Genomic DNA, 23020 nt, shown 5'->3' with positions numbered 1-23020 from the left:
GGGTACGTTCACTTGCACGCGTTTGCGTCAGTTTACCTCTTGGTCAGTGAGCGCAAATTCCTGCATCTGCAGAAACTCCAGGTGGCGTTCGTATTGATCCAGCACGTTATCCAGCAGTTGCTCTCTGGTGTAGCCCATGATGTCGTAGCCTTGCGCATCGGCGACGTCGAGGTAGACCTCCATGCGCACGAATTTGTCTGCCACCTGGGTCGGACGCCCGCCAAAATGCGGTATCGGTGCTTCCTTGCGAAACACCTGGTAGCGGAAGGGGTGCTCGGATGAGGGGTCAATCTCAAGTTCGATGCAGCTGTCACCTTCCTCGTCGACGTACTTGTCACACTTCGCGGTGATGCCACGCTCGCTGAATTCATCGACGATTTCACCGAAGGTGGGCAACAGGACCTTCTCTTCGAATTCCCGTGCCCGTCCCGCGTTGGAGAAGGTGAGCATCCGCCCCAGGCGTTGCTGCCAGCGCATCTCTCCACCACGAGCGGTGCGCCCTGACAACGTACGGGGCATGGCCTGCTTGCCACTGTCCAGGCGCCGGGCTTCTACCCGTAACGACCGGTACAGGCTGACCATTACCAGAATCATCACGAAGGAGAACGGTAGTCCCATGATGACCGTGGCGCTTTGCAAGGCGCCGATCCCGCCCACGATGAGCATGGCGATGGTAAGCGCACCAGTGGTGATCGCCCAGAAGATCCGCAGCGCGGCCCGTCCATCGTGTTGGGGCGTCGGTAGGCGCGAGGATAGGTTCGCCATGACCAGCGCGGCGGAGTCGGCGCTGGTGACGTAGAACAGCAGCGCGGTCAGCGTCGCCAGCCCGGCGATGAACATGAACGCCGGGTAGTGCGAGAGCAGTTCGTAAAAGCCGCTCTCGGGGTTGAGAACGGTCTGGACACCGAATTCGGCGTCCCCGCTGCGGATAATATCCAGCGCCGAGTTGCCATAAATGGAGATCCACATGAGGATGTACGCAAACGGGATTGTCAGCGTGCCGATGACGAACTGGCGAATCGTGCGCCCGCGAGAGATTCGGGCAAGGAACATGCCAACGAAAGACGCCCACGCGACCCACCAGGCCCAGAAGAACAGGGTCCAGTCGCTCATCCAGCTGCCGGTCTCCTCGAAGGCAAAGGTCTGCAGGACCATGTCGGGGAACATGTTGACGAAATCCCCGATGTTCAGCACTAGGCCATCCAACAGGTATTGGGTTTTCCCCGTGATGAGGATCCACAGGCTCAGACCGATGGCGGAGAACACGTTCAGCAGCGACAGGAACTTGATACCTTTATCGACCCCTGATACCGCCGAGAGAATGGCCACGCCCACGCCCATGATGACAATCGCCACCTGGGTAGCGGTGCTCACCGGCACTCCCAGTACGGTGGCGAGCCCCACGTTGACCATCACCACGCCGATCCCCAGCGAGGTGGCCACGCCGAAGATCGTGCCCAGAAGTGCGGCAAAGTCCACGGTGTCGCCCAAGGGGCCGTGAATGCGCTTACCGAAGACCGGGGCCAGCGCGGAGCGCACGGCGAGGGGAAGCTTCATTCGATAGGCGAAGTACGCCAGGGCCATCCCCATCAGCGCATACATACCCCATCCGGAGAGGCCGTAGTGGAACAATGTCCATACGGTTGCTTGCCGGGCAGCGTCAACGGTTTCTGCTGCACCCGAAGGCGGATGCAGGTACTGGGTGACGGGTTCGGCGACGGCAAAGAACATCAGGTCGGTACCGATGCCGGCGGCAAACAACATGGACGCCCAAGCGAGGGTTGAGAACTCGGGCCTGGAGTTTTCCGGCCCAAGTTTGGTGTTGCCAAAACGCGAAAAGGCGAGATAGATCACAAAGGTGAGCACCCCGCCGGCAAGCAGGACGTAGAACCACCCAAACCAGCCCGAGGCCCACCCCACCACAGCACCCAGCGTTTGCTGAGCGGACTCGGGAGTGATAAGCGCCCACAGGGTGATCGCTATTGACCCGATAGCGGCCCAGATGAACACGGGCCAGTTGACCGGGGGAAGAATCGCCTTGTCTGAATGCTCCGAAGGTCGTTCGGGATCTGCGGTCTCGATGCTCATACCGCACCCCCGGCAATCGCGTAGTCACGGCGTTTCATTTTTTAACTCCTTGATGATTCCCTCAGTGTCCTGATTTCATGGAATAATTGCTACACTTGGGCCAACACAGTAGAGGCAGAAGGATCAGCACCGGTACCCTCCCTGCTTTACCGACCAAAGTGAAGCAGAGCATGAGAACCAACAACTGACCCAGACACAACGATACCAGATTTACGCCCATCATGACTTGGGCGGGGGCCAGCGACAGATCGCCAGGAAACTGGGGCTCCACAGCAGCACGATTAGCTGTGCACTGCGCCGCAGCACGACGGCCAGTGGCTATGATCCCGAACACTATGTAGTCGCGTGACTGCTCCCCGCCCGACGCGCTAATGCGCCACGGACGGGGCTTCCCACTTCAACGGCTGCTACCGACAGTACGCCGGCTTTACGCGAGCCTCATTGGACAGAAACGGACAGCCCTGCCGCCTTTAACTGCACGATGCCTTGATGCTTGATGTTCAGCGCCGCGTTGATGTCCCGGTCGTGGCGTGTATGGCAGGCGGGGCACGCCCACAACCGGACGTTTAGCAGCATGGCATCCATCTTGTGATGGCATGCATGGCAGGTTTTGGAGCTGGGGAACCGCGGGTCAAGTTTGACCAGATGCTTTCCCTTTTCCTCTGCTTTGTAGGCCAACTTGGCGATCAAGGCATGCCAGGACGCATCGCCAATGTGTCTGGCGAGCCTGGCATTTTTCATCATGTTCTTGACTTGCTGTTTTCTCTTGAGGTTTTTCTGCGCCTGCTTGAGAAAACGCGGATTGGCAGTCTTGCGACCGCTTGAGTCAATGGCAAGATGCGACAAGCCCATGTCGAGGCCGACGACGCTTGAGGCGTCGAGGTCTTGCAGACGTTCCGGCGCGTCCTGCCCCGTTTCAAACAGCAGCGCGGCGTAGTGCTTGCCGGTGACGGTGCGCGACAAGGTCATGCTTTTCAGCTTACCCTGAGTACACCGATACACAGCTCAAATTCCCGCCGTGCTTTGTATTCCCGCCCACATTGGGCGAGGGTTTACGCGGATTTTTGCTAACCTGCTCCGCCAGTTCCTATAAACCCCATAAACTTAAAAACCCATATATATATCAGCATGATATTCAATAAAATTTATGAGTTTATCTTTTCCTGCGGCGGTTTTACGCACCGGTTAACGCCTGAGGAATCCCCATGAAATGGGTAATAAAATCAGCATGATAGGATTGAAAAAGCCTGCATGAGTCATGCATGTTGTGAGTTACGACACACAACAACATGCGAAGGAGACCCATGCAGGCCCCTCGATTCTTGCATAACTTGCTGACGTCTTCACTCTCCGTGATCCATGCCAAGCGGCTACAGACCGTCCTCGATACCGTTGGCGCTCTGCTGGGCGAGCGACGTCTGGGATTAACGGCCATTGGCCGTGCGTTGCCGAGCTCGACGGATGCCAAGCACGCCATCAAACGAGTCGATCGACTATTAGGCAACCCTCACCTTCATCAGGAACGACCGCTGTTCTATTGGCTCATGGCCTCGCTGCTGATCGGCCATACAACGCGCCCACTGATTCTGGTGGACTGGTCGCCGATTGATGACCGCGGCAGGCATTTCCTGCTGCGTGCGGCGGTGCCCTTCGCCGGGCGATCGCTGCCCATCTTCGAGAAGGTTCATCACAAGGAAGGATGCCCATACTGTGAAGCCTATCTGCTGGATGCGCTGGCAAGGATCCTGCCCGACAAGGCCACGCCGATCCTGGTTACCGATGCCGGCATTCGTAACCCGTGGTTTCGGGCCGTTGAAGCGCGCGGCTTGTATATCGTTGGACGGGTCCGTCAGCCCGCCCGTTACCAGGCGTCAGGAGAAGCATCGCAACCCGTGAAGACCCTGTTTCAACACGCGACATCGGAACCGCAGGCGTGGGGCTCCGTCCGGATCGCCGAAAACCATCCGTTCCGCGCTCAGATGGTGCTCTATTATCGACCGCCACGGGGACGTAAGCATCGCAATAAACAAGGCCGGATCTCTCGGGACGGCGGCAGCCGGACGATCGCCCGGCGTCAGCAGGAGCCCTGGGTGCTGGTCAGCAATCTGCCGGACCGCTCAACGCTGGCGAATAAAGTGGTAACGATCTACCGACAGCGCATGCAGATTGAGGAAGGGTTCCGCGATGTCAAAAGTCCCTTGTTCGGGCTGGGCTTCGGCATGCATCAGTCTCGCCAGGGCAAGCGCATCGAGGTCCTGCTGCTGATCGCCATGTTGGCGAACGTGGCCATGATGGTGGCCGGCCTGGATGTCCGAGCCCGGGGGCAACAGCGGCGCTATCAGAGCAACAGTATCCGGCACCGGAGCGTGCTTTCCGTGTGGCGCCTGGGCTTGGAATGTCTTCGTCGTCATCAACCCGACGCCGTGCCTTGGCCTGCTTGGACAACCCTCCGAGCACGACTTCGCGAGGAAGTCAGGGAGCAGAGCCTATGCGGCGAGTAGCAACATATTCGTGGGGATTCGTCAGGCTTAAGATGAATATGTTTGATTTCTGGCGCGATGGCATTGGTTCAGGCATGCAGTCGGGGATCAAAATACACTGCGCCTGCAGAGGTTAATGTTAGTTGAAGGAGGTTTTTGTTCATGCGTTACAACAGGCCATGGAAGTCCTTCCACGAGCAACTGGAACTGCTCAAATCCCGGGGCATGGTAGTCACCGACGAGGCCGCTGCTCTGGATTACCTTCAGCGCGTAGGCTACTACCGCCTCAGCGCCTACTGGTACCCTTTTCGTAAGTTCAAGCAGGTCCAGGGCATCAATGCCGGGAAGCAGCTCATGAAAGCCTTAAACCAATTCTACCCGAACACACAGTTTGTGGATGCTGTGAGGCTGTATCTTTTCGATAAACAGCTTCGGCTACAGGCTATGGATGCTCTTGAACGCATCGAAGTTGCCCTACGTGTAGACATTGCCCACCGGCTTGGCAAACGCTCTACTTTCGCTCATCTTGACCCGGAACAGCTACACCCATCTTTCATCCGAAAAAAACTCAGAAGCGGCCACACGCGCTTCGAGAAATGGGAAGAAAAGTGCCTGAACCTGCAACGCCGCTCAAAGGAAGATTTTGTTAAGCACTACCGGGCCAAACACGGTGAGTCATTTCCGGTATGGGTAGCGGTAGAGACCTGGGATTTTGGTGCAGTGTCGCAGTTCTTTTCGATGATGCAGGTAAAAGACCAAAAAGCACTGGCCAAACGCTATGGTGTGAATAGCTGGCACACTTTCCAGACTTGGCTTCGTTCACTGAACTATTTACGCAACCTATGCGCACACCATAGCCGGCTCTGGAATCGCAACGTGGTGGACCAGCCTAGCTTGGCAGGCACGAACAATATCCCATGGTGCCGTAGCTTTGCTGGTAAAGAAGACCTGATTGCCAGGCCATTCCTGCTTCTGGCAATTTGCCGACATATGGTGAAAACCATATGTCCGGACACTGAATGGCACAATCGGCTGGCAGAGCAGATGCGGTCTTTTCCGGAACAACACTCGCAACGGACACTATCGATGATGGATATGGGGATACCGGAAGACTGGAATAGCTGGTGGTAATCATGGAAGGCCTAAATAAGAACCCCCGCGTAAGTTCCTTGCAGAACCAAGAGGCAGGGGCCGTGTTAGTTAGAATGTTAAACACATGAGGAAAATTTCTCAAGTGTGGTTTACCACAAAATACAAAAAGAACCCCCGCGTAAGCTTCTCTCGAAACCAAGAGGCAAGGGTCATGTTAACCGAAACATTAAAACCATAGGGGTTCAACGCGCAAGCAACTTACCCTGATGGCTCCTCAAAAATAATGACAGATCAGGTAGCCTGGCTGGCCCGCCCTTCTTCTGCTCAACACTGACTTAATTGCAAACACGTCATGTTCGATCCCCGTTTGGCTGCTACGCTTATTGTATGGTGCGCATGGTACCTGGCCGTTTTTACGGCAAATCGTACAGCCTTTAAACGTCCGCCAGCCCGGACAGAAGAAAGGAGATCGTGTATGAGCAAGCACAAGACAATTATATACACCGCCGGTATTGCCGGATTAACGCTCGCTTTAGCAGGCTGCGCAAGCAAGGGCCAGCCTCCGGAATCTGACCTTCAGGCTGCAGAAAGCTCTCTGCAACAGGCCGTTGCCTCAGATGCGAGGGAGTTTGAGCCGGTACTGCTCAACCAGGCTCAGAACAAAGTGGCCGACGCCAGGGAGCTGATGGAGAAGGAAAAGTATAAAGAGGCCGAACGACTTCTTGAGCAGGCGGCTGTAGATGCGCAACTGGCAGGCGCGCGGGCAGAAACTGCCAAAGCCAAAGAGGCCGTCAGAGAAGTCAACCGCAGCCTTGAAGAAATGCGCCAGCAAATCAATCAAAACCAGTAATCGCCATATCTGGAAAGGAGACGGTTATGAATACACGCAACATAACACTGGGCATGGCTGTGGGTTTGTCAGTAATGATTGCCGGCTGTGCGACAACACCACCAGACAACGCAATGGTAAGCGAAGCCCGCGCATCCTACGCCAGAATCAAGGATGACCCACAGGTTGCCCGCAGCGGTGACCGCCAGCTCCGCAGCGCCCGGGATCAACTGAACCGTGCCGAATCTCTGCTGGAAGACGGCAAGGATACGGTGCGTATTGAGCACGCGGCCTATCTGGCCAACCGCCACGCAGAGATTGCCAGTGAGCAGGGTCAGCGCGCACGGCTGCAAGAGCAGATTGATTCAGCGGAAGAGCGCCGCCGCAAGCTCGAACTACAGCAACGCTCTGGTGAAGCCGCTCAGGCACAAAAGGAAGCCGAGATGCTGCGCAAGCGCATGGAGGAGCTGCAGGCAGAGCAAACGGATCGGGGCATGGTACTTACCCTTGGCGATGTACTATTCGATGTGGATAAAACCGACCTGAAACCATCAGGAGAGCAGACCATCGGGCGTCTGGCAGATTTCATGAGAGAGTATGAGGATCGCAGAGTTCGCGTGGAAGGCTACACTGACAGCACCGGAGCCGAATCCTACAACCAGAAGCTCTCAGAGCGCCGTGCCCGGGCCGTGAGCGATGAACTGGTCTCCCGGGGCATAGAACGCAGGCGCATCGAAACCAAAGGCTTTGGCGAACAGTACCCTGTTGCCAGTAACGATACGCGCGCTGGCCGCCAGCAGAACCGCCGTGTGGAAATAGTTTTCTCCGATAAAGACGGCAACATTAAAACCCGCTAATCCCACTCCTTTAAGGGGAGGAGGAAACACTCTCCTCCTTCCCGGCTTTGTGAACCAGCCTCTGGCTCCCCTCCCAAAATCATGTTTTGATTCATCTTTCGGGGTGTACAGGCTGCATACATGGTCATTCAGACCCAATGTCGTGTCAAAAATGCCAAAGCCCCTCAAAGTCTAGCCACATATACTTATTGATCAATGAGTGTACCGCCGTGCCCGGCGCCCGACCACTCGGGAGCTAAGCAACGGTCAGAGTATAAAAACAACGAGCTAACCGGAGTATATACATGGTCTCAACCTCCCGTTTTGCAGTACGGGCACTGGCCCTGGCAGTTGCAGCCACATCAGCCGGCTTTTCTGTTTCTGCCTCGGCCAGCATGGGCAACATTGGTACCACCTATGGTGTTATGCCCATAGACGTCGCCACCGCCCAGTCGCTTTCAATGTTTAATGACCAGGTGTCCGCCACCTACTACAACCCCGCCTCGCTTACCCGCGATGAGCGTGGGGAACTGACAACCGGTATCCTGCACTCCGAGCAGGAGCTGCGCTCCAAGAACCCGAACGCCAAAGGTGACGTGGTCTCCGACTCCCCCAGTCAGCACGTACTGGTTGGCATGAAGACCAATCTGGGGTCTCTTACACGCTTTGATCATCCCATTTACCTTGGTTTTATTGCCGGTGTGGAAAAGTACGGCAAAGAGATGATGGCCTTTAACTCAGAGACCAGTGAAGATGGCCAGTTCCTGCAATACGGAAGAGAACCATTATTCCTCAACGTTGGTGGCGCCACACGCATCTGGCGCGGCATTTCAGCGGGCGCTTCTGTACGAATCACCCTTGATGCAGCCGCTAACCTCGACGCAGTTACAACCATTCGCGGTGATGTTTCACGCGACCGCTTATCAGTAGATGCGGAACCTTCATTAAAAACAATTCTCGGCACCACTATTAATCTTGCCGACACCATCTGCCCCGACGAAAGTTGCGGACTGGATGGCTGGGAAGTCGCAATGGCCTACCGTACAAAGTCTTCAGCAAGCACCACTGTTGATTCCGACATGTACGTTACACAACTCAACCCCGAACTGACCCTGGCGGTCTCAACCATCGATTCTTTCCAGCCAGAAACCTTTGTACTTGGCACTCAGTACCAGGGTGATGGTTGGCGCATAGGCGGTAGCATCGAACAGCAAAACTGGTCAGAGCTGGCTGACGAATTCAAAAGTGACACGGTTAAGAACCAGGGCACTGTCCCGTTAAGCGAACGCATCAAGTTTGATGACACCCTAATTCCACGTATCGGCGGAGAGTATGAACTCAACAAAAACTTCGCCTTCCGCGGGGGGGTTTCCTATGAAGAGTCACCACTGAAGACCACAAAGAACCCCGAAATCAACTATCTGGACACAGATAAAATTGTTGTAGGGCTCGGCGTCAGTGCCACTTATGACCGCACCCGACTACTGGCCTATCCGGTTCGCCTCGATCTTGGATATCAGTATCAAAAGCTGCAGGAACGTGACTTCACTCTAGTCGATTATGACGGGAACGAAACCGAAGCAACGGCCGACGGCGATATTCACGTAATCAGTGGTTCCATTACTCTGAAGTTCTGAGGAGATACAGGCCATGAAACAATTCAAATTACTGGCTTTAGTTCCTGCCATGTTCCTTGCAGCCTGCGGCGGGGATGAGCAGTCTGTTGAAGAGAAAGCGGCACCCGGGTCAGTCACCTACTCTTACCCGGCAGATGGGCAGGCTGATGTAAGTCCAAAAACAGACATTATTCTTCGTTTCTCCCACCCTGTTACAGACAACAGCCTGAACGAAAACATCAACCTGAAGGCCAACGGCGACAGTATTAGCTTTAACGTTGAGAAAGTTGATGGCGGCAAAAGCCTTAAACTCACGACTCCAGGTACTTTGATGAATGGAGTGGAGTACAGCATTACATTTGAGGATCCTCTACAGGCTGAAGGCGGACGCATAATTGAAACGCCCAACAGTGTTGGTAAGCCAGGTATCCAATTTCACACCCGCGGCAGTTTTTCGGGTGTAGCCAGTGAGGCAAACACGCAAAACGACTTTAAAATAGCGTGGTCCGCGCCCTCTCTTAACAAACAGGGCGCTGAATACTTTGAGACCATGGATTTTTCAACATTCCGTATTGCCATGACTCAGCCAATTCACCCCGAATGGAAAAAGCTGGGCGGTAGTATAGAACTGCGTGATAAAAATGGAGATCTCGTCCCTGCAACTATATTGGTGAAGGGCAATCGGATTTCGGTTGACCCCTGCGTCGCCGACCGGTGTGGCAGCAAAGAAGATATTCTAAAAGCCGGTGAAACCTACACTCTGGAACTCAGCAACTTAGCAAGTCTAAATAAAGACACGGAGGATCTCAGTGAACGTTTCAAGGGAACTTTTCCGGTTATGCCTAAGGACACTGGATCAACCGTTGTACTTCAGCAATCTGCGGCAGACTCGAATCAGGGGCGGATTACCTCAATTCTGAATGGCCAGGCGATTAACTCGGTCACCCTGAACTCTGTGCTACAAGGGAAAGCCGGCCCGTCTCAACAGGGCGGTGACCTTTTTGCAGAGCTGGCGCCCAACTCCCCGGACATGGATACAGATGATGTACTCCTGCGCATTCCGAAAGGCAGTGTGCTGGAAAGTACCAGCCTAAATGTAAAAGTGGGCGGCAAAGTGCAGGTATTGGATGCTGCCACAGGTGACAAGCAGGAAACCGGTACCATTAAGGTAACCATGCTCTCTGATGCGACGGGTTACATGAGATCAAACCCGTACACGGATGAGTTGGATGCACCTCGACATTTAACCCTATTCATGGATGCCTCCATGAATACGGAAGAAGCGCAACCAAACGCTGCCCTCTCTCAGGATTTAATGAGCATACAGCTGCGCGGTACTGCTGAAGTAATGGATGGTGTTCTCACCATCGACGCCATTGGCATGGTAGAACCCGCGTTGCTGGGCCAGGAATTTACCGATTCGACCATCGCCTTTCACTTAAAGGCAGATACCGATGTGAACTCGGCTCTGGATGCTGAAGATATCTGGAAGCGCGAACAGGAGGACACCACCCCACCCGAGCTGGTTAGCTGGATGCCTGGCGATAAGGAAAACGCCATTCCAAATACACGGCAATCCATGCAGCGCCCGGGCGACCCGGTGATTCTGTTTTTTGATGAGCCGCTGGATCCGGACTCCATTGCTGACGGGGTTAAGCTCTATGCAGATGGCAGCGAGCTGACCGTAGGCAATGGGTTGAATGCTAAATTAGACGGTACGGCTTTAACTCTTAACCCTGAAGGCGGTTTGAAGCCAGGAGTTCAGTACAGGGTTTCAGCTGCGAGTCTGACAGACCTCGCAGGCAATTCTTATGCAAATATGGGGGATGATCTATCCTTCAGTCTTGATGGCGAGCGCGACGCGCTCGCGGACGCTCCACCTCTGGCACTGACAACGTATCCCGGCTTCCCGTGTGAGACGAATCATGACCAGCTTGACTTCGACAAGAATATCCTCGGCGAGTGTTACACAAAAGGTGCCAACTCCATAAATGCTGATGACGATACTACCACGGGCGGCGACCTCCTGCCGGTGAGCGAGATGCCCGAAGATCGCCCAATTACAGTGGTCTTCTCACAACCAATGAAACTTGATTCCATCCGGCTGGGCGAGACCTTTAAAGTTAATAAGGTCGACGCGAAAGGAGAGGACATCGACGAAGGCCAAGTAACCGGCCGGCTGGAAAAGAATTACCAGCGTATCCGCTTCTATCCGGACGACGGCTGGGAACCGGGTGAATTTTATCAGTACACACTGGTCTCTTTAAGAGACACGGATAACACCGATCAAGGCTACACCGCTCACTGCACCGGCCCTAAACCAGACTCTGTGTGCGGAATCAATGACTACCCACTGAAAGCTGACTTGCTGGAAGGCCTGAATAGCGGTTTGGGTAACGGGGCAGACCCAGACCCGCAGTCCTTGAAGATTTACTTCAAAGGTGCACCTGCACAAGACTCAGTGTTTACACCGCTGCGTAACCTTCCCATTCGTGATATGAACGCAAACCTTAAAATAGATGATAATGAACCATTTGCTCATGAGTCAGACGGCAATGGCAGCTATTTACCTTCTGCAAACTCCGCCAAACTGGTAGTTAATTATAAAGACGGCGAGAAGCAGGAAGCTAGAGTTGGATGTGCTGTTGATTCATCCACTGAGAAAGAGGTGGAGCAATGTAAAAGGAACAAGTTTATCTATCAGGCTTACGCCTTAAACACGGAAGTGATTGGTACAACGATCCTCGAAGATGGTCCCGATAAGGGTAAACCTGCACTGGAGGTACTCTTGTACCCTACGACGATAGCTACAACTTCGCTGGATGTGCACCTCAGCTTGTTCAGTATCGTATCCACTACTGGCCCTCAGGTTCTCAGAATGCGCTATGCAAAAAACCCCGACTGTGCTGATAGTGGAACTGATTGCCCCCGAGATAGCTTAATTCCAGGCTATATCGTTGAGGATGAAAGTGGCCAGTCGGTTTTCAAAACAAAGGTAGACGTTTTCCTTGATGCACCCGAACTCAGATTGGAGTCAATTCTAACGGCAGAGCATAATTTGTTTAACTACGAATTCACCCTAGATCTGGTTGGGGATGTGACCTTCTTTGACGATGGGCGCATGCAGATTGAGCAATATAACCTGAACATCCCGCCTATAAATGTTCAGTCAGAAGTGCTCAGCGGTCTCGTTAAAAAGGAAATTCCACTGGTTATTCCCAAACGTGGCCTATACCTAAACTTCATCTCCAACCCGGTAAAAGACCTGCCGGCCCAGTATCAGGAGCAAGTTGCTCAGTAATGTAAGCCGGTCTTACCCCACTCTGGCCAGCCTTCGGGCTGGCCTTTTTATTGTCTGGCCTCCACTACTTTCGCACCACTGCCAATTTCCTGATAATCTCGCTTCTTATCAACCCGCCTGACTGAAACAGGGAGATCAACATGCCCCCATGGCTACAGTGGAGCCTGATTATTGCCGGTACTATCGCCATTATTGCGTTGCTTGTGTTTATCCGGCGGCAGGCGGTTTTGCTGGCTGAAGGGCGCCGGCGCCAGCAAAAGGCCGAAGCCTTTCAGGCCAAGCGGCGTCAGGATATGATCGAAAGTATTCGCGTGATTGCGATGGCCATCGAGGAAGACCAGGTGGAGTACTCGGAGGGGTGTCTGCGCATTAAAGGGTTGCTGGACCATGTCGCACCCGAGCTCATGGAAAAGCCACCCTTTGAGGTGTTTATGGTGGTGTATGAACAGATCCGTCATATGCCCACCCACCAGGCCCGGCAGGATACGGAAACCCGGTTTGTTGAGAAAATGGACAAGGAGCGGTTTGAGGTTGAAAGACGTTATGCGGATGAAATTCGCCGTGCGGCTACAGCCATCCGCCATCACGTTTTTTGAGCCAGAACCGGGTTATTGAGCCATAAGGCCAGCAATAGCCATAATCCCGTCTTCGTTGGCCACCAGCTTATCAAACGTGTCTTCAACCTTAGCGCGGTTCAGGCTCAGTTCGTCATAAATTTTCTGCCCTACAACCTCATTTGCGCCCAACTTTACACCTCGAGCAATCAGCAACTGGCGGCTGAGCCATAACAGCTTTGGGTACACGTTGAGAGCCCCCTGATACCCAGGTTGCTTCTGGTATCGGACAGCCTGAACTACCTCTTCTGGCATGCCCCAGCTTTCCAACAGCTGAGCGGCTATCTGCTCCCGGGTAATTCCCAGAAGGTGCTGTTCGATAACCGCGGAGTCAATATCCGGGTTAACCTCAAGGGACCGGCACAGCAGCCTGAAGTGTGGTGGAAATACATGGGCTAAAAGAAGATACCCAAAGTTATGCAGCAGCCCCCCCAGATAGGCCAGCCCGAATGCGGGTCGTTCGAGCGGCGGCATCATGCTTGTCAGAATACCGGTTGCGTGCGCCTGCCAGATTGCTTGCTGCCAATAACTGACATAGCCGTAGGGATGGTGCTTTGGCAATTTAATGGCGCGTCCCAGTGCCAGCCCCATCGCCAGGTTCATTACCATATCAAAACCCAGCACTCTGGAGATGGCATCGTATACCGAGCGCACGTCCCCTGCTGCTGCGTAAAAAGAGGAAGAGGCCCAACTGACCACCTGTGCGGCCAGCGGCGGGTCACTTTCTACAATATCCACCAGATCTGCCATAACCGCATTCGGGTTGACCCTTAGCTGAATAATGCGCTCGGCGGTTTCCGACAAGGGAGGCACTTCCAGCGTATCCTCCAGGCGCTGCTGAATACGCAGGCGGGTAAATTTCCGAAGGGATGAATTCAACTGCTTCCGATCATCGCCCGGGTTATTCAGGTTTACACTGACATTTTCCTCGGGAATGGTAAAAGACCGTCGCTGCGCGTGGGAAGTCAACTCACGAAAATCATCCACCGGCATGACCATAGCCAGACGCTGCTCCTCCAGCTCCAGAGCAACAAAGGGCAAGGCATCGACCCGGGGGTCTACAACAGCGGGCCAGCCAGTGAGAGACGGTAACGCTGGCAGCTCCCGCAATCCTGTGCGATCTTTTACCAGCACCTGCTCCGCGGGCTTCATCAGCTCAAAATCCCGATCAAAGTGCTCGTTCAATTGCTCCAGATCTACAACATCCGCCTTACGGCAAATAACCTGCAGCTTTTCCTGGCCATCACTCAGCAGAACCATGCGTAACAGTTCCTGCCTGCCCGCCTGACCCAGGTCTCTTAAGGAGACCCCTTTAGCCACATCGCCCAGCGCCTGCTGAACCGCGACAGGTAGTTCCATAGTGCTCTCCCGTTAATAGCGGCTTGCCATTTAACCACAAGTCTGCCAAGGAAACCCCAGTATAAATCTGAAGGCAGCAGAATAAATTGATATGAAACCATTTCCCGAACTGACCGTATTCGGTTTAAAAGCTACACATCGCCATAACGTATTTTCTCCCCCAGCCAGCGCCGGATCAAAGCTTGCACCAACTGCGGCTGTTGCATCAGCCCCGGCGCCATTGTCCGGACAGGCTCTATCCAGCCTTTATCGCGCTCAAAATCGGCCAGACGAAACTGCATCATACCTGTCTGGCGGGTGCCCAGCACTTCCCCCGGGCCGCGTATTTCCAGGTCTTTTTCGGCAATCACAAACCCGTCCTGGCTGTCCCGCAGGGCCTGGAGGCGGGCCTTGCCGTTGGCAGACAGGGGCGGATGATACAGTAGCACGCAGAAACTGGCCTGCTCGCCCCGCCCTACCCGGCCACGAAGTTGATGCAGCTGGGCCAGGCCCAGGCGCTCAGGGTTTTCAATAATGATCAACGAGGCATTGGGCACATCTACCCCCACTTCAATCACGGTGGTGGCCACCAGCAAGTCCAGCTCGCCGTTTTTGAAGCGGTTCATGATGTCGGCTTTTTCTGCCGATTTAAGCCGCCCGTGCACCAGGCCCACCTTCAGATCCGGCAGCCGTTCTGTCAGCTCCTGTGCGGTCACTTCCGCAGCCTGGCACTGCAGGGCTTCTGATTCTTCTATGAGCGTGCACACCCAGTAGGCCTGGCGCCCGTCCGCGCAGGCACTGCGCACGCGCTCGATGACATCATCCCGGCGGCTGTCGGGAATGACGATGGTCTCCACCGGTTTACGTCCCGGGGGCAGTTCATCAATAACCGACGTATCCAGATCCGCATAGGCACTCATGGCCAGAGTACGCGGAATTGGGGTGGCCGTCATGATCAGTTGGTGCGGTGCCAGGGTGCCGCCCACGCCCTTCTCCCGCAAAGCCAGGCGCTGGTGTACGCCAAACCGGTGCTGTTCATCCACAATCACCAGTGCCAGCCGGCTGAACTGCACATCGTCCTGGAACAGCGCATGGGTGCCGATCACAACGCTGACGGCACCTGAGTGCACCGCTTCCAGCGCCTCTTTACGGGCTTTGCCTTTAATTTTTCCGGACAACCAGGCCAGCCGGATACCCAGGGGTTCGAGCCAGTTGCGGAAATTCTCAAAATGCTGCTCGGCGAGTATTTCGGTTGGCGCCATCAGGGCCACCTGGGCTCCAGCCCCTATGGCCTGCAGTGCCGCCAGGGCCGCAACCACGGTTTTGCCGGAACCCACATCGCCCTGCACCAGCCGGAGCATGGGCAGGGGCTGGCTCAGGTCCTGGCGGATTTCGCTCAGTACCTGGCGCTGGGCGCCGGTCAGGGCAAAAGGCAGCTCTTCCAGAAAGCGTTCGGGCAGATCGCCGGTCGGCAACAAAGGCAGTGCCTGTCGCGCCTGTATCTGCTCCCGCACCTGCAACAGGCTTAGCTGATGTGCCAGCAGCTCTTCCATCACCAGACACTGCTGAGCCGGATGCACTCCGTCCATCAACGCCTGCACCGGCGCACTGGCCGGTGGTGCGTGTACTAACTGAACCGCGTCGTTAATTCCGGGCAACTGATAGTCTGCCAGCAGCTCTTCCGGCAGCCAGTCACGAATGGGGTGGCGACGCAGATACCCCAATGCCTGCTCGCATAACCGGCGTACCCGGGGCTGCTGAATACCTTCTGTCAGCGGATACACCGGAGTAAGGGTTGCCTGCTCACCGGTAGGCATGGGGGGTGGGTTGGTCTGATACTCCGGATGATACAGCTCGTAGCCGGCCCGGCCCGGGCGCACTTCGCCAAAGCAACGCACCCGTGTGCCTTCCGACAACTGCTTCTTCTGGGCCGCATTAAAATGAAAAAAGCGCATCACCAGAAACCCACTGCTGTCTTTGAGGGTTACCTGCAGGCTGCGGCGGCGCCCCATGATCAGGTCGGCTTTCATGACCTCGCCTTCCACCACCGCGACATCCCCCACTCTCAAATTACCCATGGGAACAATACGGGTGCGGTCTTCATACCGGTGCGGAAGGTGAAACAGCAAGTCCTGCATGGAAACGATACCCAACCGCGCCAGCTTTTCCGCCAGCGCGTTGCCTACACCCTTGAGCTCGGTAACCGGGATATCGTCCAGTGAGGCCATAATCCGGCTCAGTCAGCGTCGGCTGTCACAGGTGTATCGGCTTTTGCTTTTTCAATAACCCGGCACTGACTGGCGGCCAGTGAGAGAACATCAATGGCTTTGGGTCGCGGAAAGGTGACGCGCCAAGCCAGGGCGACTGTGCGCGAAGGCACGGGCGAGGCAAACGGTCGGGTTACCAGTACATCTTCCTGATACCGCATGGCCGTGGCGGCCGACAGTGGAATAACGGTAATACCAAGCCCGGAAGCCACCATGTGCCGGATGGTTTCCAGTGAGCTACCTTCGGTTACCAATGCGGGCGAGTCTGTATCGGCACGCTGGGTAATGGCATCCACCAACGGCGGACAGGACTCAAGTACCTGGTCCCGGAAGCAGTGTCCGGGGCCCAGCAACAGTAGCTGTTCCCGGGCCAGCTCTTCGCCGGTTACCTCTTTTTTCTGCGCCAGATGGTGATCGGCTGGCAGAAGTACCACAAACGGCTCATCGTACAAAGGCAGGGTGAGCACCTCTGCTTCGTCAAACGGCAGGGCCACAATAACCGCATCCAGCTCTGACTGGCGTAGTTTTTGTCGCAGGTTTGCTGTGTACCCTTCTTCAATATACAGGGGCATTTCCGGGGCCGCGCGGCGCAATTCAGGCAGAAGATGCGGAAACAAATAGGGACCGATGGTATAAATGGCACCCACCTTGAGGGGGGAACTCAGCTGGTTTTTGCCATCCTGAGCCATATCACGGATAACGCCTACCTGATCCAGAACCCGCTGTGCCTGCTCTACAATGCGCTGGCCGGTTTCGGTCACCTGAATGCTGCTTTTGCTGCGTTCGAATAACGGAATACCCAGCTCGTCTTCCAGTTTTTTCACGGCAACGGAGAGGGTTGGCTGGCTCACATGGCAACGTTCGGCCGCTCGGCCAAAATGCCTTTCGCGGGCAAGCATAACGACGTATCGTAACTCGGTAAGAGTCATGGTGATCTCCGGTCATAAGGAAGCTGGGCGAAGTTTCACTGATCTATGAACCAAAGGATAAGGATTGATATTGTCTATGGCAATCACTGAACGCAATAGCATGCCAAAAATCCTGGTTGCCGGTTGCGGCAAACTCGGTGGCGCCATTGCCCTAAAGCTGGCAGCGTCCGCACAGGTTTACGGCCTGCGCCGCTCGCCGGACAAGGTACCTGAAGGTATTACCGGCATAGGCGCAGACCTGACCCGCCCGGAGACGTTGGCAGAAAAGCTGCCCAAAGACCTGGATACGATCATTTACTGTCTGACTCCGTCCAGTTACGACGAGCAGGGCTACCGGGATGCGTATGTTAACGGCCTGTCGAACCTGCTGGATGCACTGGGCAACCAGCAACTCAAACGGCTGTTTTTTATCAGCAGCACCAGTGTTTATGGTCAGGATGATGACAGCCTGGTGGATGAAACCAGCCCCACCTCGCCGGCACGAGTCACCGGTCAGCAGATTCTGGCAGGCGAACAAACCGCCCTGAACAGTCGCCACCCGGCTACGATTGTTCGTTTCAGCGGCATTTACGGGCCGTCAAGGCAGCGTTTTCTGGAAGAGGTCATCGCCGGGCGTTTAAACCCGGATACACCAGCGCCTTACAGCAACCGTATTCATGAAGAAGATGCGGCGGAAGCTGTGGCTTATCTGAACAGGATGGTACTGGCGGGTGAGTCTCTGGAGGATGTCTATGTGGCAAGCGACTGCGAGCCGGTAAGGCTTGATGAAGTGGTTGATTGGGTCCGCCAGCAGGTGGAATGCGCAGACCCGGTGGCCGATGCCAGAAAAGGCGGGCGTGCCGGCAGCAAGCGCTGCGATAATACGCAGCTGCTGCAAACCGGCTTTACCTTCCGGTACCCGGACTTTCGTATCGGCTACCGTGAAATGATCGGGGCTCTGAAACCCTGATCCAGGTTCAGCTTCAGCTGAGAACCATGATGGCTTCTACTTCCAGGGGCACGCCCTTGGGCAGAGCTGATACTTCAACTGCAGCCCGGGCCGGATAGGGCTCGGGAAAATAGGTTGCCATTATGTCGTTAACTTCGGAGAAATTCGCCAGGTCGGTTACGTAAATATTGACCTTAACAATATCCTTCAGCTCGCCGCCGGCGGCTTCACACACTGCCTGGAGGTTATCGAATACCTGGCGGGTTTTTTCGGAAAAGTCTCCGGTCGCCAGCTCCATGGTTTCCGGGACCAGCGGGATCTGGCCAGAGATATAAACGGTATCCCCTGCCTTGACCGCCTGGGAGTAGGGGCCAATTGCCTGAGGGGCGTTCTCAGTCTGAATTACGGATTTGTTTGCCATGCCGTTAAACTTCCTCTCGTTCAAAGAAGCAATCGTGGCTCTTTCAGGCGTAGGCTGTCAACCAGAGGCTTGTGCGCTGCCGGCCCGGATCAGTATTTAACACGGCTAATCGAAGTGACCACCTTGATATTACGCACCCGGCGCATCACCCGTGCCAGATGCTTACGACCGTGCACTTTGATCACCAGCGTAATCTCACCAAAACGGGCGTTCTGCTCATCCACATTGATGCGCTCAATGCTACCGTCTGCCATAGCGACAGCATTGGCCACCTCAGCAACCACACCGCGCTGGCGTTCCATTTCTACCCGCAGCTCTACAGAGAACTCACTGGTAATGTCTTTTGCCCAGGTCAGCTGGGTCAGGCGTGACCGGCCCAGATCATCATCCGGCAACGTGGGGCAGGTATCTGAGTGAATTGTCATGCCGCTGCCCGAGTCCATCACACCTACAATAGGATCACCCGGAATGGGCATGCAGCAGGTTGCAAAATGCAGCAACATGCCTTCAGTGCCCTGTATGGTGACCGGCGCATTACCGCCCCCCTGAAGATCGCCAGTGGTCTCATCCGCTTCACTGCCCTCAGCCCCAGTGACAAGCTGACGAGCTACCAGATAAGCCATCCGGTTACCCATACCGATTTCACTCACCAGATCGTCAAAGCTGTTCACCTGGTTGTGAGTAACCACCGCTTGCTTCTGGGCATCGCTGATATCCGACATGCGTTTACCAAACCCGACAAGGGATTTTTTCAGAAGCTCGCGGCCAAGGTCCATGGACTCGGCATGTTTCCGGCCCTTCAGGGAATGGCGGATGCTGCTGCGCGCCTTACCGGTGACCACAAAACTGAGCCATGCCGGATTCGGACGGGCACCGGGTGCGGTAATGATTTCGACCGTCTGGCCGCTTTGCAGAGGCCGGCTCAGCGACCCCAGGTTCCGGTTAATACGGCAGGCTACGGTGGCATTACCGATATCGGTGTGAATGGCATAGGCGAAATCCACAGGGGTCGCCCCCCTGGGCAACTCCATGATTTTACCCCTTGGGGTGAACACGTAGATTTCATCCGGAAACAGATCGAATTTTACATGTTCGATAAACTCCAGAGAATCGTCGGCCCGCTCACGCATTTCCATCAGGCCCCGGACCCAGCGGTCTACCCGTGTCTGGTTGACACTGGTAACATCGGACGGCTCGTTCTTATACAGCCAGTGTGCGGCAATGCCGTCATTGGCAATATGCTCCATTGCCTCGGTACGGATCTGAATCTCGATATTCACATGCATACCGAATAGCGTGGTATGCAGTGACTGATAGCCGTTTGCTTTGGGCAAGGCAATGTAATCTTTGAACCTGCCGGGCATGGGTTTATAGAGGCTGTGCACCGCCCCGAGAATGCGGTAGCAGTCGTCTTCTGTGTCGGTAATAATGCGGAAGGCGTACACGTCCATGATTTCACGGAACGACTTCTGCTTGAGTTTCATTTTGTTATAAATACTGTTCAGGTGCTTTTCGCGCCCGATGATCCGGCCCGGCAGGCCCCGCTCTTCCAGCTTGGTCTGCAACCGGCCCTGTATTTCTTCAATGATTTCTCGGTGGCTACCCCGTAATTTCTGTACAGCCTTAGAAATGTAACGTGAACGCATCGGATGCAAAGCCGCAAAGCCAAGATCTTCCAGTTCGGTGGAGATGGCATGCATACCCAGGCGATTTGCAATAGGCGCGTAGATATCAAGGGTTTCGGTGGCTATGCGCTGGCGTTTTTCATAGGGCATTGGGCCCAGCGTACGCATGTTGTGTAAGCGGTCGGCCAGCTTAACGAGAATAACCCGAATGTCCTTGGCCATGGCCAGGGTCATTTTCTGAAAGTTCTCGGCCTGCGCCTCTGCCCGGGACTGGAACTCAATCTGAGTCAGCTTACTGACACCGTCTACCAGTTCAGCCACATCATCACCGAATTGCTCGGCGAGCGCGTCTTTGGGGATACCGGTGTCTTCTATAACGTCATGGAGCATTGCCGCCATCAGGCTTTGGTGATCAAGCCTGAGGCCGGCAAGAATGCGTGCAACTGCAAGAGGGTGGGTAATATAACGGTCGCCGCTTTTGCGCATCTGGCCCTCATGGGCCTGTTCGGCATAATAGAAGGCCCGCCGTACCTGATTGATACGACTGGTATCCAGATAAGACCCGAGCTCGTTAGCCAGGTCTCCTACTGCAGCCTCAAGCGACACCACGCCTCCGTAATCTTTTTTCAGTCGTTTTAATCCTCTTCGACTTCAGTCAGCAGATCACGACTAACCAGGTCTTTGGCGATTTCCCGCAGCGCAATCACCGTAGGCTTATCGTTTTCTTCCGGAACCATTGGCTCGGCACCCTGGGTGGCAATCTGGCGGGAACGCTTGGTAGCCAGCATGACAAGCTGGAAGCGGTTATCAACATGTTCCAGACAATCTTCAACGGTAACTCGTGCCATAACATCCCCGATAATATAAAAATGATAGTGTGAACAGACCTTTCAGTTTACTGCTAAGGGAACAATTTGTATACAGCAAAACCCGGCTTCACGCCTGATTGCCGCCCTCACTGCAAAGGCCAGCCAGTAATTGCCTGTGCCGGGCATGCTGGGTTCCCATGCGCAGGCGCTGGGTGCGCACAATACTCAGCAGATCAGTCAGTGCCTCTTTGAAGTCATCGTTTACCACCAGGTAATCAAACTCCACGGCATGCCGGCACTCTTCTCTGGCCTCTTTAAGCCGCCGGCTCACCACCTCGGGCAAGTCTGTGCCCCGGCCAACCAGACGCTCCTCGAGAGCTTGTGCCGAGGGTGGAACAATGAACACACTGACGCATTCAGGAATCAGCCGGCGCACCTGCACCGCACCCTGCCAGTCAATTTCCAGGATAACGTCCCGACCGCTGGCCAGCATTTCCCGGACCCATACCTGAGACGTGCCGTAATAGTTTCCAAAAACGTCGGCGTGCTCCAGGAAATCCCCGCGGTTAATCATTGCCTCAAAATCTTCACGGCTTACAAAATGGTAGTTTACACCCTCTTTTTCGCCTTCCCGCATGGGGCGTGTGGTATGGGATACAGATACCCCCAGCTTATGGTCTGCGTGTAGCATTTCCGCTACAAGACTGGTTTTGCCCGCGCCGGAAGGCGCAGAAATAACAAACAGCGTGCCCGTTTCACCGGCCTGGCTCATGATTCCACCACTCCTGAACTGTCATCGGCCGCCCTGCTGCAAACCGGAAAACCGATAATTATACGGCCTTTGATCTGACACCGCACCCCGTTAGCCCTACAACTGATAAGATCAGCATACTGGCACTTAAACACCACAGGTATAAACCCTGTTCAGCACAATGACGGTAACGCAGCATGGATAAACTTCTGATTGTTATGGACCCGGACCACAAGCACCAGAAAGCTCTGGCCCGGGGTATTGAGCTCGCCCGCGCAACGGGCGCAAACCTGGAAATTGTCGCTTTTACCCATGAACATCTTGGCGCTCTGCCCTCAGACCCTACCGTTCAGCAGCGTGCCCGTGATGCCCTGGTAGACATCCGCCAGCGCTGGCTGGACCAGATGCTGGCTCTGGCCGACTGCACCGACCTGCAGGTGAGTACCCATACAATCTGGGAAAAGAACATTCACCAGTGGATTATCGAACACTGCAGCCGGAACCGGTTCGATGCAGTGATCAAAACCGGAAGCCGTTCGGAAACCTTTTTCTACACACCCACGGACTGGCACCTGATCCGGGAGTGTCCGGTTCCCGTCATGCTGGTGGCGGAACATAAATGGAGCCAGGCTCACCCGATCCTGGCAGCCGTGGACCTGAGCTCCACCAAACCGGTAAAAAAAGCCCTCAATGCGCGCATTATTGAACAGGCCACGGCACTGGCCAAGGCGCTGGGAACACAGGTGCATCTGGTGCATGCCCTGCATATATCGGAAGTACTGGCAGATCTGGAAATTATCAACATGGCCGAGCATGAAAAGAAGCGCCGGGAAGCCCTCGAACCTGTTCTCACGCACCTGTGTAATACCTGGCACCTGAGCCGCGAAAGTATCCATCTAGCTGCCGGTCCCGCCCACAAGGTTATTCCCAGCATTGCTAGTAAACTGAAAGCCGACATGGTAGTGATAGGAACCAGTGGGAAAACCGGCCTGAAAGCCAGAGTGATCGGTAACACCGCAGAAAAAGTACTGACCCATCTGCGCACCGACCTGCTTGCCATTAAGCCCGGAGACGCCGGTCAGTAGCACGCAGAATA

19 protein-coding genes are annotated in these 23020 nt (G+C 55.0%); 10 read left to right on the top strand and 9 right to left on the bottom strand.

From position 1 onward, the window contains the following. Nucleotides 1–27: 27 nt before the first annotated feature. Nucleotides 28–2088 (bottom strand): choline BCCT transporter BetT, encoded by a 2061-nt coding sequence (betT, locus tag FFI95_RS05495; RefSeq protein ID WP_017429341.1) that lies wholly within the window; start codon nt 2086–2088, stop codon nt 28–30. Nucleotides 2089–2272: 184 nt separating this feature from the next. Here betT and FFI95_RS15570 point away from each other — a divergent pair, with 184 nt between their 5' ends. Then, on the top strand, nt 2273–2437 hold the full coding sequence (locus FFI95_RS15570; protein WP_222120388.1) for a helix-turn-helix domain-containing protein: 165 nt from the start codon (nt 2273–2275) through the stop codon (nt 2435–2437). An 89-nt stretch (nt 2438–2526) separates the two neighbouring features. Here the strand turns inward: FFI95_RS15570 and FFI95_RS05485 are convergent, their stop codons facing one another. Continuing rightward, entirely contained in the window at nt 2527–3057 is a 531-nt protein-coding gene (locus FFI95_RS05485; RefSeq protein WP_222120377.1) for an RNA-guided endonuclease InsQ/TnpB family protein, read from the bottom strand. A 335-nt stretch (nt 3058–3392) separates the two neighbouring features. Between FFI95_RS05485 and FFI95_RS05480 the strand changes: the two genes are divergently transcribed. The 7 genes from FFI95_RS05480 to FFI95_RS05450 all read left to right on the top strand — a co-directional run bounded on the left by FFI95_RS05480 (nt 3393) and on the right by FFI95_RS05450 (nt 12838). Beyond that, on the top strand, nt 3393–4589 hold the full coding sequence (locus FFI95_RS05480) for an IS4 family transposase (RefSeq protein WP_186311964.1): 1197 nt from the start codon (nt 3393–3395) through the stop codon (nt 4587–4589). 141 nt (nt 4590–4730) lie between these two features. Next, nucleotides 4731–5699: an Abi family protein gene (locus tag FFI95_RS05475; RefSeq protein WP_186311963.1), complete on the top strand. Its 969-nt coding sequence runs from the start codon at nt 4731–4733 to the stop codon at nt 5697–5699. A 436-nt stretch (nt 5700–6135) separates the two neighbouring features. Further along, nucleotides 6136–6510 (top strand): DUF4398 domain-containing protein, encoded by a 375-nt coding sequence (locus FFI95_RS05470; protein WP_144821360.1) that lies wholly within the window; start codon nt 6136–6138, stop codon nt 6508–6510. A 26-nt stretch (nt 6511–6536) separates the two neighbouring features. Continuing rightward, entirely contained in the window at nt 6537–7346 is an 810-nt protein-coding gene (locus FFI95_RS05465) for an OmpA family protein (protein ID WP_144821359.1), read from the top strand. A 284-nt stretch (nt 7347–7630) separates the two neighbouring features. Further along, on the top strand, nt 7631–8962 hold the full coding sequence (gene aupA / locus FFI95_RS05460; protein ID WP_144821358.1) for an alkane uptake protein AupA: 1332 nt from the start codon (nt 7631–7633) through the stop codon (nt 8960–8962). A gap of 13 nt (nt 8963–8975) precedes the next feature. Further along, nucleotides 8976–12242 carry an Ig-like domain-containing domain gene (locus tag FFI95_RS05455; RefSeq protein WP_144821357.1) on the top strand — a complete coding sequence of 1089 codons (3267 nt, stop codon included), beginning with the start codon at nt 8976–8978 and terminating at the stop codon, nt 12240–12242. A gap of 140 nt (nt 12243–12382) precedes the next feature. Beyond that, nucleotides 12383–12838: a DUF2489 domain-containing protein gene (locus tag FFI95_RS05450; protein ID WP_144821356.1), complete on the top strand. Its 456-nt coding sequence runs from the start codon at nt 12383–12385 to the stop codon at nt 12836–12838. Nucleotides 12839–12850: 12 nt separating this feature from the next. Here FFI95_RS05450 and FFI95_RS05445 read toward each other — a convergent pair whose 3' ends face one another. From FFI95_RS05445 to FFI95_RS05435, 3 genes are all read right to left on the bottom strand, one after another. After that, nucleotides 12851–14215: an HDOD domain-containing protein gene (locus FFI95_RS05445; protein WP_144821355.1), complete on the bottom strand. Its 1365-nt coding sequence runs from the start codon at nt 14213–14215 to the stop codon at nt 12851–12853. 131 nt (nt 14216–14346) lie between these two features. Next, nucleotides 14347–16422: an ATP-dependent DNA helicase RecG gene (gene recG / locus FFI95_RS05440; RefSeq protein WP_144821354.1), complete on the bottom strand. Its 2076-nt coding sequence runs from the start codon at nt 16420–16422 to the stop codon at nt 14347–14349. Between the two features lie 8 nt (nt 16423–16430). Beyond that, the gene (locus FFI95_RS05435; protein WP_144821353.1) at nt 16431–17390 is read right to left on the bottom strand and encodes a hydrogen peroxide-inducible genes activator; all 960 of its coding nucleotides are present in this window, start codon (nt 17388–17390) and stop codon (nt 16431–16433) included. Nucleotides 17391–17466: 76 nt separating this feature from the next. On the opposite strand from FFI95_RS05435, the gene FFI95_RS05430 reads away from it, so the two are divergent. Next, nucleotides 17467–18339, top strand: coding sequence for an NAD-dependent epimerase/dehydratase family protein (locus FFI95_RS05430; protein ID WP_144821352.1), 873 nt, complete (start codon nt 17467–17469; stop codon nt 18337–18339). 13 nt (nt 18340–18352) lie between these two features. On the opposite strand, the gene FFI95_RS05425 is transcribed toward FFI95_RS05430, so the two are convergent. The 4 genes from FFI95_RS05425 to gmk form a co-directional block, all read right to left on the bottom strand. Continuing rightward, nucleotides 18353–18739 carry a RidA family protein gene (locus tag FFI95_RS05425; protein ID WP_144821351.1) on the bottom strand — a complete coding sequence of 129 codons (387 nt, stop codon included), beginning with the start codon at nt 18737–18739 and terminating at the stop codon, nt 18353–18355. A gap of 89 nt (nt 18740–18828) precedes the next feature. Beyond that, nucleotides 18829–20970 (bottom strand): RelA/SpoT family protein, encoded by a 2142-nt coding sequence (locus tag FFI95_RS05420; protein ID WP_144821350.1) that lies wholly within the window; start codon nt 20968–20970, stop codon nt 18829–18831. Between the two features lie 29 nt (nt 20971–20999). Next, nucleotides 21000–21212 carry a DNA-directed RNA polymerase subunit omega gene (gene rpoZ / locus FFI95_RS05415; protein WP_144821349.1) on the bottom strand — a complete coding sequence of 71 codons (213 nt, stop codon included), beginning with the start codon at nt 21210–21212 and terminating at the stop codon, nt 21000–21002. 88 nt (nt 21213–21300) lie between these two features. After that, nucleotides 21301–21945, bottom strand: coding sequence for a guanylate kinase (gmk, locus tag FFI95_RS05410; protein WP_144821348.1), 645 nt, complete (start codon nt 21943–21945; stop codon nt 21301–21303). A gap of 176 nt (nt 21946–22121) precedes the next feature. Between gmk and FFI95_RS05405 the strand changes: the two genes are divergently transcribed. Beyond that, entirely contained in the window at nt 22122–23009 is an 888-nt protein-coding gene (locus tag FFI95_RS05405) for a universal stress protein (RefSeq protein ID WP_144821347.1), read from the top strand. Nucleotides 23010–23020 lie beyond the last annotated feature (11 nt).

This window comes from Marinobacter piscis (assembly GCF_007671655.1).
In the GTDB taxonomy this organism is placed as follows: Bacteria; Pseudomonadota; Gammaproteobacteria; order Pseudomonadales; family Oleiphilaceae; genus Marinobacter; species Marinobacter piscensis.
This window is presented reverse-complemented; position numbering and strand designations above follow the sequence as displayed.